Annotated in this window: 11 protein-coding genes; 9 read left to right on the top strand and 2 right to left on the bottom strand. The window is 54.1% G+C overall.

The annotated features are described in order from the left end of the window. Positions 1 to 282: 282 nt before the first annotated feature. Genes tsaE through tsaD form a run of 4 tightly spaced genes read left to right on the top strand, consistent with a single transcriptional unit; the run spans position 283 to position 2,930 of the window. Positions 283 to 735 carry a tRNA (adenosine(37)-N6)-threonylcarbamoyltransferase complex ATPase subunit type 1 TsaE gene (gene tsaE, locus AC6CHQ_RS11715; protein WP_251239966.1) on the top strand — a complete coding sequence of 151 codons (453 nt, stop codon included), beginning with the start codon at positions 283 to 285 and terminating at the stop codon, positions 733 to 735. Further along, entirely contained in the window at positions 732 to 1,436 is a 705-nt protein-coding gene (gene tsaB / locus AC6CHQ_RS11710; protein ID WP_251239965.1) for a tRNA (adenosine(37)-N6)-threonylcarbamoyltransferase complex dimerization subunit type 1 TsaB, read from the top strand. Before tsaE ends, tsaB begins: the two co-directional genes overlap by 4 nt. Beyond that, complete coding sequence (gene rimI, locus AC6CHQ_RS11705) at positions 1,436 to 1,909, top strand: ribosomal protein S18-alanine N-acetyltransferase (RefSeq protein ID WP_092056129.1); 474 nt, start codon at positions 1,436 to 1,438, stop codon at positions 1,907 to 1,909. The genes tsaB and rimI overlap by 1 nt, the downstream gene beginning before the upstream one ends. After that, the gene (tsaD, locus tag AC6CHQ_RS11700; protein ID WP_092056139.1) at positions 1,902 to 2,930 is read left to right on the top strand and encodes a tRNA (adenosine(37)-N6)-threonylcarbamoyltransferase complex transferase subunit TsaD; all 1,029 of its coding nucleotides are present in this window, start codon (positions 1,902 to 1,904) and stop codon (positions 2,928 to 2,930) included. Before rimI ends, tsaD begins: the two co-directional genes overlap by 8 nt. Before the next feature lie 322 nt (positions 2,931 to 3,252). Here the strand turns inward: tsaD and AC6CHQ_RS11695 are convergent, their stop codons facing one another. Then, positions 3,253 to 5,187, bottom strand: a complete 1,935-nt coding sequence (locus tag AC6CHQ_RS11695; protein ID WP_251239964.1) for an ABC-F family ATP-binding cassette domain-containing protein — start codon at positions 5,185 to 5,187, stop codon at positions 3,253 to 3,255. A gap of 130 nt (positions 5,188 to 5,317) precedes the next feature. Between AC6CHQ_RS11695 and AC6CHQ_RS11690 the strand changes: the two genes are divergently transcribed. From AC6CHQ_RS11690 to tatC, 3 genes are read left to right on the top strand one after another with little or no spacing between them, the layout of a single operon-like run. Beyond that, a complete protein-coding gene (locus AC6CHQ_RS11690; RefSeq protein WP_251239963.1) occupies positions 5,318 to 5,977 on the top strand; it encodes a redox-sensing transcriptional repressor Rex in 660 nt (219 codons plus the stop codon). Between the two features lie 58 nt (positions 5,978 to 6,035). Further along, complete coding sequence (tatA, locus tag AC6CHQ_RS11685; RefSeq protein ID WP_251239962.1) at positions 6,036 to 6,245, top strand: twin-arginine translocase TatA/TatE family subunit; 210 nt, start codon at positions 6,036 to 6,038, stop codon at positions 6,243 to 6,245. A 26-nt stretch (positions 6,246 to 6,271) separates the two neighbouring features. Continuing rightward, positions 6,272 to 7,075, top strand: a complete 804-nt coding sequence (tatC, locus tag AC6CHQ_RS11680) for a twin-arginine translocase subunit TatC (protein WP_092056120.1) — start codon at positions 6,272 to 6,274, stop codon at positions 7,073 to 7,075. Between the two features lie 310 nt (positions 7,076 to 7,385). Here the strand turns inward: tatC and AC6CHQ_RS11675 are convergent, their stop codons facing one another. Next, positions 7,386 to 8,111, bottom strand: coding sequence for a CPBP family intramembrane glutamic endopeptidase (locus AC6CHQ_RS11675; protein WP_092056119.1), 726 nt, complete (start codon positions 8,109 to 8,111; stop codon positions 7,386 to 7,388). Between the two features lie 200 nt (positions 8,112 to 8,311). Here AC6CHQ_RS11675 and groES point away from each other — a divergent pair, with 200 nt between their 5' ends. Both groES and groL read left to right on the top strand, forming a co-directional pair. Next, the gene (groES, locus tag AC6CHQ_RS11670; protein ID WP_092056117.1) at positions 8,312 to 8,596 is read left to right on the top strand and encodes a co-chaperone GroES; all 285 of its coding nucleotides are present in this window, start codon (positions 8,312 to 8,314) and stop codon (positions 8,594 to 8,596) included. 59 nt (positions 8,597 to 8,655) lie between these two features. Next, complete coding sequence (groL, locus tag AC6CHQ_RS11665) at positions 8,656 to 10,287, top strand: chaperonin GroEL (protein WP_092056114.1); 1,632 nt, start codon at positions 8,656 to 8,658, stop codon at positions 10,285 to 10,287. Positions 10,288 to 10,334 lie beyond the last annotated feature (47 nt).

Here is a 10,334-nt window from a genome sequence, read left to right as displayed (position 1 = left end):
AATTGTCATTTAAGAGGGATTCCAGGCGGCATTTCATGGAACAGGTGACTGACGGGCATTTCAGTGAGTTCGTCACTTTCAATGGGCGATTCGTCACTTTCAATGGGTGATTCGTCACTTTCAAACGACGGATCGTCACTTTCATGAAAGGCACGTGCCTTCTCCGGCCTTAATGTAATGAATCCCTTCCTTGCTGTCCTGGCTTTGCAAAACACTACAATTTGCCGGCTTTATCCTTTAAACTTGGGAAAGCAAAGGCTATAGAAGATGGAGTGACAAAGCATGAATGAAACAATCGATGTCCAGTCACCGGAAGAGACCGCACGGCTGGCCGAAAAACTTGCTTCTTTGCTTGAAGGCGGAGAGGTGATCACGCTGGAGGGAGACCTCGGAGCCGGAAAGACAACATTCACCCAGGCGCTTGCAAAAGGGCTCGGCGTCCGTCGTACTGTCAGCAGTCCGACATTCACGATCCTGAAACAATATGAAGGCCGTCTGCCGCTTAACCACCTCGATGTGTACCGGCTTGCAGACAGCGAAGAGGATCTCGGCTGGGAAGAGCTGTTTTATGGAGACGCCGTGAGCGTCGTGGAATGGGCACAATATATAGAAGAAGAATTGCCAAAAGAGCGGCTGGACATCGAGATCCGCCGTCTTGGCGGTGACGGCCGCCGTTTCACGCTGAAACCTGCCGGAAGCCGATACGAATCGATGACGAAGGAGTTAATGCGATGATCTGGCTCGGACTGGACACGGCGAATGCGCCGCTGTCGGCAGCACTGGTAAAAGACGGGGAGCTGCTTGTTGAACTAAATTCCGCGATGGGGCTGAACCACTCTGCTGGTGCCATGCCGGCAGTTGAGGAGCTGTTCAAAAGAGCCGGCATCCGTCCGGCCGAGCTTGACGCGATTGCCGTTTCGGAAGGACCGGGTTCTTACACTGGCGTCCGTATCGGTGTGACGATTGCCAAAACGCTCGCGTGGACGCTGGACAAGCCGCTGACAGGCGTATCCAGCCTCCGGGTGCTCGCCTCGAACATCTTCACCTACGGAGTCACCATCTGCCCACTGATTGATGCCAGAAGGGGCAACGTTTATGCAGGGCTTTACCGAAGGGGAGAGGATGGAAAGCTGGAATGCCTCATGGAAGATCGTCATATGGGACTTTCCGATCTTCTGGTGCAATTAAAGCAACAACGCAATCCTGTTGTTTTTGTCGGTGAAGGCGCCCGGAAGCATGAAGAACTTCTAAAAGAGATGCTTGGGGAACTTGGCCGGCGCGCACACTTCACCCAGGATCTGCCGAGGGCGTCTCTCCTCATCACTGAAGCGATGCAGGCGGAAACTTCGGCTGTCCACTCATTCGTACCTGAATACCGCAGGATCACCGAAGCGGAAGCCAATTGGCAAAAGGCGAACGGGAAGGAAGCGGAGTAATGAATAAAGAAGCGACCCCCTCAATTACCTTCCGCACCATGAACATTGGTGATGTGCCTGCAGTTCACCGGGTGGAGACGGATGCATTCACTTCCCCGTGGACGATGGGCGCGCTTGAGCAGGAGATGCTCGCGAATGAATATGCCTACTATCTGGTGGCAGAGGACCCGGAGAAGATCATCGGGTACTGCGGTGCATGGCTCGTTCTGGACGAGTGCCATATTACGAACGTTGCGGTGCTGTCGGCTTACCGGGGCCATGGAATCGGCGAGGCACTCATGCGCCAGATGATGCAGCGCACCGCAAGAAAAGGCGCACGCACGATGACGCTTGAGGCAAGGCTCTCGAATGAACCTGCTCTTGGGCTTTACCGCAAGCTGGGATTTAAAGAAGGCGGCATCCGCCGCGGTTACTATACCGACAACGGCGAAGATGCCCTTGTCATGTGGACGGAGCTGAATGAAGATGAATGACATCCATATTCTTGGCATCGAGACGAGTTGCGACGAAACAGCGGCATCGGTCGTGAAAAACGGCTGCGAGATCCTGTCCAATGTCGTCGCCTCACAAATCGATAATCAGAAGAAGTTCGGAGGCGTGGTGCCGGAAGTGGCTTCCCGGCTGCATGTCGAGCAGATCACGCTCGTCATCGAGGAAGCGCTGGAACAGGCAGGCCTCAGCCCGGATGCTCTGGATGCAGTGGCCGTGACGGAAGGTCCCGGTCTTGTAGGAGCGCTGCTGATCGGTGTCAACGCAGCCAAAGCTTTTGCTTTTGCAAACGGGTTGCCGATCATCGGTGTCCATCATATCGCCGGGCATGTCTATGCCAACCGGCTGGACAGCGGGATGGAGTTCCCTCTCGTCGCGCTCATCATTTCCGGAGGCCATACCGAGCTTGTCTACATGGAGCAGGACGGTTCCTTCGAACTGATCGGTGAAACGAGGGATGATGCTGCGGGTGAGGCATACGACAAAGTGGCACGCGTGCTGGGCCTGCCGTACCCCGGAGGCCCCCATATCGACCGCCTTGCCCATGAGTCGGAGGGCGCGGTCGAGTTTCCGCGGGCACGCCTTGAAGAAGGGTCGTTCGACTTCAGCTTCAGCGGACTGAAATCCGCGGTTATCAACCATGTCCACAATGTCCGGCAAAAGGGACAGGAGATCGACACGGCCAGTGTGGCCGCCGGATTCCAGGAAAGTGTCATCGATGTAGTCGTTGAAAAGACGGTCCGGGCGGCAAAAGAAAAGGGCGTCCGACAGGTGATCGCAGCGGGCGGGGTCTCGGCAAACAAGGGCTTACGCGCTGCACTCGGCAAAGCAATGGAAAGGGAAGGCATCCGATTTTCAGTGCCTCCGCTTAATCTGTGCACCGACAATGCCGCAATGATCGCAGCGGCCGGCACCTCCATGTTCAAGGCCGGTGTCCGCAGCGACATGGCGCTGAACGGACGTCCAGGTATGGAATTGCAATCGTGGGCGAAAAAAAGCATATAGAAAAAGAAGAATCCGGCCGACCGGATTCTTCTTTTTTCGCCAAGGTCCGACTCGTTCTGTCAAGAGGGAACATCTGTACTTATGCACATTTGTTGATAACGTGTTGATAAGTGGTTGATTTCTCAAGGACTTATCCCCTTGTTTTCAGGAGACAGTGTGTAAAACTTTGGTTTTGACTGTGGACAAAGTGGATAACTCTGTGAATATCCCGGAATACGGGGATTCCTGCTGTGAATAAATCTGTGGAAATAAGGAGCAGTTTGTTGAAAATAATAAACTGCCGCTGATCATTCAGCGGCAGTACCTGTCATCTTTTTCAACTTCATGCTTTCTCAAGTTCTGTCTGCAGTTCCATCCATCGTTCCATGCACGCTTCATGCCGGGCGGATGTTTCATCATGCTGCTCCTGGATTTCCTGGAGCTTTACATGGTCGTCTGCGTGTTCCGGGAGGTTCAGTTCTTCTTCGAGGCGACGGAGGTCAGTCTCGAGCACAGCCATCTCTTCTTCTGCTTCAGCAAGTGCGCGGCGAATGCGCCGCTCTTCGCGCTGGGTCTCCTTGTCGAGCGGTGCATTGGCTGTTTTAGGCGCGGCAGGGCGGCCTGCCTGCTGTTCTGCCGCCAGCTCCGCCATGATCTCTTCCTGTTCCCGCTTTTTCTCGACATAGTAGTCATAGTCGCCGAGAAATTCTTCGGCCCCGTCCGGGGAAAGCTCGATCACTTTTGTCGCGATGCGGTTGATGAAATACCGGTCGTGGGAGACGAAGAGGAGCGTGCCGGGAAAATCGAGAAGGGCATTTTCAAGCACTTCTTTGCTATCCAGGTCCAGGTGGTTCGTCGGTTCATCGAGGACGAGCGTGTTCGACTTTTCAAGGACCAGCTTGGCCAGTGCCAGACGCGCTTTTTCTCCTCCGGAAAGCGTGTTGACAGGTTTTGTCACGTCGTCTCCTGTAAAGAGGAACCGTCCCAGCAGCGTACGGATATCCTTTTCGTTCATCGTCGGCCATTCGTTCCAGATTTCTTCAAGGACGGTACCGTTCCCGGTGAGTTCGGCCTGTTCCTGATCGTAGAAGCCGAATTCGACATTGGTTCCGAGATTGATCGAGCCCTCCGCTTTCGGCAGACGGCCGGTCAGCGTCTTCAGGAGTGTCGACTTGCCGACACCGTTCGGGCCGATGAAAGCAATCCGGTCTTCGCGGTATACACGGAAATCCAGCCCGCTGGATACGGGGGCGGCGCCATAGCCGATTCCAAGGTCACGCACCGCCATGACATCGTTGCCGCTTTTCCTGCCGATGCCGAACGTGAACGCGGCTGATTTTTCGTTACCGTCAGGCGCTTCCATCCAGTCTGTTTTCTCAAGCACTTTCCTGCGGCTTTGAGCCATCTTCGTCGTCGAAGCCCGGGCGATGTTTTTCTGGATGAACACTTCGAGTTTTGCCTTTTCGTCCATTTGCTTTTCGTACATTTTCCGGTCCCGCTCATAGTTTTTCGCCTTCTGGTCGAGATAGGCGCTGTAGTTTCCGGTGTACTTTGTCACTTTCCGGCGTGAGACTTCATAGACGATTGTCACGACCTGGTCGAGGAAGTAGCGGTCATGGGAGACGATCAGGATGGCCCCCTCGTAGCCCTGCAGATACTTCTCCAGCCAGCTGAGTGTCTCGATGTCCAGATGGTTTGTCGGCTCATCCAGGATCAGGAGGCCCGGTTTGGACAGCAGGAGCCGAGCGAGCGCCAGGCGCGTACGCTGGCCCCCGGACAGGACGCGTACCGGCTTGCCGTAGTCTTCCGGATAAAACCGCATGCCGTGAAGGACGGAGCGGGTTTCGGATTCATACTGGTAACCGCCGGCCTCGGCAAAACGGTGCTGGAGCGAGTCGTAGGCGTCCATCACTTTCTTGTATTCAGCCTCATTGCCGTATACGGATGGGTCGGCCATGCGCTGTTCCAGCTGACGGAGTTCCTTCTCCATCGCGAACAGCGGTTCGAAGACGGTCATCATCTCTTCCCAGATCGTACGGTCTGTATCAAGGCCCGTATGTTGGTCAAGATAGCCGATCCGCACGTCTTTAGGGACGATGATGTCACCTTCATCCCGGCCCATCTCGCCGGTGATAATCTTGAGGAGCGTCGATTTTCCGGCGCCGTTGCGGCCGACGAGGGCCACCCGGTCACGATGCTGCACTTCCAGTTTGACGCCTGAGAGGATTTCCTCCCCGGCAAATGATTTCGTCACGTTGTTCACTTGAAGGACGATCATGATTCCCACCCCTATTCTTCTACAGTTTAATGGTAAAGGCGGGGCGGCGCAACGGCGCGACTTTACAGGAATGGCGGGCTCATGTAAGATGATAACGGCTCACGCACGGACGGTTTTGATGGAGGCTATTATGAAAGAAGAAACACAACGTGTTCCGCAGGCGACGTCAAAGCGTCTCCCGCTTTATTACCGCTTTATCCAGAAGCTTGCCAATGAGGGAAAGGAGCGGGTCTCTTCCCAGGAGCTGAGCGAGACGATGAAAATCGACTCCGCGACGATCCGGAGGGACTTCTCCTATTTCGGCGCGCTCGGAAAGAAAGGCTATGGCTATGATGTACGCCGGCTTCTTGAATTTTTCCGCAAGACGCTCGACCAGGACGAAGCGGTCAATCTCGCGCTTGTCGGGGTTGGGAGTCTCGGCAACGCGTTTCTAAAATATAATTTTGAGAAAAACCACAATACCCGCATCGTTGTCGCATTCGATACCAATGCGAGCGAAGAAGGCACGATGTCGAACGGAATTCCGATCTTTCCGCCGGAGCGGCTGGAAGAAAAGCTTCCGGATTTCGGTGTGCAGATGGCCGTCCTCACAGTTCCTGCACGCGCGGCACAGGACATGGCCGACCGTTTGGCGGCTCTCGGCGTCAAGGGCATTCTGAACTTCGCACCGGTCCGGCTGAACGTGCCAGAAGGTGTACGCGTCCATTCGATTGACCTATCCGTCGAGATGCAGGCACTGATTTATGCCATTCGCAATGACGAAAAGAATTCACAAACACCCCGCCGATAAAATGGAGTTTCCTCATTTTTTGGTGTAGAATTAATGTATTAACAAGGGAGGTGCCGTCATGTCACCAGGTCCAATGAGTCTGATCATCATCGCCATCGTCGCACTCATCATCTTCGGGCCAAAGAAGCTTCCTGAATTCGGCAAAGCAGTCGGTTCATCGCTGCGCGAATTCAAGAACGCGACAAAAGGCCTTGTGGACGACGACGACGACAGCACGAAAAAAGCTGCCGAGCAGAAAGACGCTGTCGAACAGAAAGACGCCAAGTGATGGCGCCCCGTTAGGACGTTATCGTTATGAATGATAAGCAACTTTCGATTATTGAGCATATAGAAGAATTGAGAAAACGGCTGATGATCATCGTCGTTTTCTTCATTTTTGCCGTAGCGGCAGGATTCTTCCTGGCCCCTCCGGTCATCCAGTTTCTGCAGAACAGCGATGAGGCCGAACAGTTCACACTGAACGCCTTTAACGTGGCCGACCCGATGATCATTTATCTGAAAGTCATCGTGTTCGTCGGAGTGGTACTGATCTCGCCCGTCATCCTTTACCAGCTTTGGGCATTTATCGCCCCTGGGCTGTCGGAGACGGAGCGGCGGGTGACACTCAGTTATATCCCGTTCGCCTTTGTACTGTTCCTGGCCGGAATCAGCTTTTCATATTTCGTTCTTTTCCCGTATGTCATTTCATTTATGACAAGTCTGTCGGATACATTGGACATCCAGCAGACGATCGGGATCAACGAATACTTCAACTTCCTGTTCCAGATCACAGTGCCGTTCGGGATCATCTTCCAGTTGCCGGTCGTGCTGCTGTTTTTATCACGTCTCGGCATTCTGAATCCGGCGACACTCGTGAAGTTCCGGAAGTACAGTTATTTCGTGCTGTTTGTGATTGCAGCATTTATCACACCGCCCGACCTGTTCTCGCACCTCTTCACAACGTTGCCGCTCATCGTCCTGTATGAAGTCAGCGTCGGCATCTCGCGAGTGGGCTATCGGAAGTATCTGAAAGGCGAGGAAAAGCGCCTGGAAGAAGAACGGGAAGCGGAACGTGAACGCATCCTTCGGGAACAGCAAGAACGCCTCAATGCGGATTGACCGCATGAGGCGTTTTTTTGTTTTGGAAAGCTTAGGGGGATTTCGATTGGGAATATGACCGGAAGAAATAGCGGAAAATTGCTGGCATTCAGCCCCTGTCCGAATCTTCCGCATAACAAGCGGGGCTGTCCGAAAAGTCGGATTCAGCACATGAGATAGCAAACGGCACGGACGCCGGGAGACACCTGCGGGAAAAGCCGGGCTGTCGAGACCCGCTTCACGCGGGGCTCGGCGCCGGCCCGTGGTAAGCGACCAGAGTCCGTGCCGTTTGCTGTTTTTATTAATGACTTATTGGACAACCCCTTAATGATTATTGCATATTCGAAATGCGTTCCATCTGATCGATGAACTCCTGGATCTTATCCATATTCAGCTGGACAGCCATGACAAATCCGTTCAGCAACATATGTGCGATGATCGATGTGATCAGCCGCTTTGTCACATGGTAGAGGAACGCGAAGATAAAGCCGGATGCTGCATACAGCAGGATATGGGTGAAGTCCATATGCACGGCCGCAAACACAAGTGAGCTGACCGCCGCGGCGACAAAGAAGTTCGTCCGATCGACAAGCCCGCCGAAGATGATCCGGCGGAAGATGAACTCTTCCAGGATCGGTGCGAACAGCACGACCGCGATGATGGCGACCGGCGCCATATCGGCCACGGATACGAGCGCCGCCGTATTATCAGACCCCGGTTCGATGCCCAGCTGCTGCTCAATATAACCGGCAGCCCCCTGGCCGAACAGCACCATGAAGAATCCTGCGATTCCGAGGACGATGGCTGCCAAGACGGGGGAGCGTTTGCCTTTCGGTGTCTTGAAGTACTGCTTGTCCTTACTTGAGAGATACAGTGCCGCAAAGGTGGTGATGCCGAATGCAATGAACATCCACCAGCCGGAAGCGGCAAGATAGGCCTCCTGAGGGGTCCGGCCGTCTGATACGAACGGCATCACGATTGGCAATCCGACGATTGCGGACAGTTGGGCAATGATATAGATGATGAAAATCCAGAGGGAAGTGTTTGATTTTTTCACATGAAGATTCCTTTCCTGAAGCGTAAGCCTTCTCCCTCGATTGTAGAGGGAATGAAGCCAAAGTTCAAAGCGGAAACTTTTCGGCTTTCTGCTTGCAAAATGGAAGGGGATTCATTATGATAATAACTGTGTTAGCACTCCCTAACGATGAGTGCTAACAAACGACAAATAACGACATCAGATTGAGGAGGGTGTTTCACGTGTTGAAACCACTGGGCGATCGAATCATCATCGAATTGATCGAAGCTGAAGAAACGACTTCGAGCGGAATTGTACTTCCGGACTCCGCGAAAGAAAAGCCTCAGGAAGGCAAAGTCATCGCAGTCGGCACCGGCCGTTATCTCGATAACGGTACGAAAGTCGAACTCGAAGTAAAAGAAGGCGACCGGATCATCTTCTCAAAATATGCCGGCACTGAAGTGAAATATGGCGGGGAAGAATACCTGATTCTCCGTGAAAACGACGTACTGGCCATCCTCGGCTGATTGCCGGGCTTGATGACACTCTTTAATAAACAAGAACGATTTCAGGAGGGACTTATCTGATGGCAAAGGAAATCAAATTCAACGAAGATGCGCGCAGCCTGATGCTCAAAGGCGTCGACAAGCTGGCTGACGCAGTGAAAGTTACACTCGGGCCTAAAGGCCGCAACGTAGTACTCGAAAAGAAATTCGGCTCGCCGCTCATCACAAACGACGGCGTGACGATTGCTAAAGAGATCGAACTCGAAGATCCGTATGAAAACATGGGCGCGAAGCTCGTCTCTGAAGTTGCTTCAAAGACAAACGACATCGCAGGTGACGGTACGACAACAGCTACGGTTCTTGCTCAGGCAATGATCCGTGAAGGCCTCAAGAACGTTACAGCTGGTGCAAACCCTGTCGGCATCCGCAAGGGTATCGAAAAAGCGGTTGAGTCGGCTGTCGTGGAACTGAAGAACATTTCCACTGAGATCGAAGGCAAGGAATCGATCGCACAGGTTGCAGCGATTTCTTCCGGTGACGATGAAGTCGGCGAACTGATTGCAGAAGCGATGGAGCGTGTCGGCAACGACGGCGTCATCACAATCGAAGAGTCCAAAGGCTTCTCGACGGAACTCGATGTCGTGGAAGGAATGCAGTTTGACCGCGGTTATGCGTCCCCTTACATGATCTCTGATTCCGACAAGATGGAAGCGGTTCTTGAGAACCCGTACATCCTGATCACGGACAAGAAAATCTCCAACATCCAGGAAGTCCTGCCTGTGCTTGAGCAGGTTGTCCAGCAGGGCAAGCCGCTCCTCATCATTTCAGAAGACGTGGAAGGCGAAGCACTTGCGACACTCGTCGTCAACAAGCTGCGCGGCACGTTCAACGCAGTTGCAGTCAAGGCACCTGGCTTCGGCGACCGCCGCAAGGCCATGCTTGAAGACATCGCGATCCTCACAGGCGGCCAGGTGATCACAGAAGACCTCGGCCTCGACCTGAAGTCGGCTGACGTAACACAACTCGGCCGCGCTGCGAAAGTCGTCGTCACAAAAGACAACACGACTGTCGTCGAAGGTGCAGGGGACGCATCGGACATCGAAGCACGCGTCAACCAGATCCGTGCACAGCTCGAAGAGACGACTTCCGAGTTCGACAAGGAAAAGCTCCAGGAGCGCCTTGCGAAACTCGCAGGCGGCGTAGCCGTCATCAAGGTCGGCGCAGCTACGGAAACCGAGCTGAAAGAGCGCAAGCTCCGCATCGAAGACGCCCTGAACGCGACACGCGCAGCGGTCGAAGAAGGCATCGTCTCCGGCGGCGGTACGGCACTCGTCAACGTCTACAACAAAGTGGCTGAGCTCCAGGAAGGCGCTGAAGGCGACGTGGCAACAGGCGTCAAGATCGTCCTCCGCGCGCTTGAAGAGCCGGTCCGCCAGATTGCGAACAACGCAGGCCTCGAAGGCTCCATCGTCGTTGACCGCCTGAAGCGCGAAGAAGTCGGAACAGGCTTCAACGCTGCAGACGGCACATGGGTCAACATGACCGAAGCCGGCATCGTCGACCCGACGAAGGTGACGCGTTCCGCACTCCAGAACGCAGCATCCGTCGCAGCACTCTTCCTTACAACGGAAGCAGTCGTGGCAGACATCCCGGAACCTGCAGCAGCAGGCGGCGGCATGCCTGACATGGGCGGCATGGGCGGCATGATGTAAGCTCGCTCTATTAGAAAAGGTCTCTCATCAGTTTTTGATGAGAGGCC

The sequence above is a fragment of the Bhargavaea sp. GQ12 genome (genome assembly GCF_059758705.1).
This window is presented reverse-complemented; position numbering and strand designations above follow the sequence as displayed.

What these genes read in the sequence shown, in the direction of transcription:
- tsaD (WP_092056139.1), top strand. Translation starts at nt 1,902, where the DNA reads ATGAATGACATCCATATTCTTGGCATCGAGACGAGTTGCGACGAAACA.
- groL (WP_092056114.1), top strand. Translation starts at nt 8,656, where the DNA reads ATGGCAAAGGAAATCAAATTCAACGAAGATGCGCGCAGCCTGATGCTC.
- tatA (WP_251239962.1), top strand. Translation starts at nt 6,036, where the DNA reads ATGTCACCAGGTCCAATGAGTCTGATCATCATCGCCATCGTCGCACTC.
- rimI (WP_092056129.1), top strand. Translation starts at nt 1,436, where the DNA reads ATGAATAAAGAAGCGACCCCCTCAATTACCTTCCGCACCATGAACATT.
- tatC (WP_092056120.1), top strand. Translation starts at nt 6,272, where the DNA reads ATGAATGATAAGCAACTTTCGATTATTGAGCATATAGAAGAATTGAGA.
- AC6CHQ_RS11695 (WP_251239964.1), bottom strand. Translation starts at nt 5,187, where the DNA reads ATGATCGTCCTTCAAGTGAACAACGTGACGAAATCATTTGCCGGGGAG.
- tsaE (WP_251239966.1), top strand. Translation starts at nt 283, where the DNA reads ATGAATGAAACAATCGATGTCCAGTCACCGGAAGAGACCGCACGGCTG.
- AC6CHQ_RS11690 (WP_251239963.1), top strand. Translation starts at nt 5,318, where the DNA reads ATGAAAGAAGAAACACAACGTGTTCCGCAGGCGACGTCAAAGCGTCTC.
- tsaB (WP_251239965.1), top strand. Translation starts at nt 732, where the DNA reads ATGATCTGGCTCGGACTGGACACGGCGAATGCGCCGCTGTCGGCAGCA.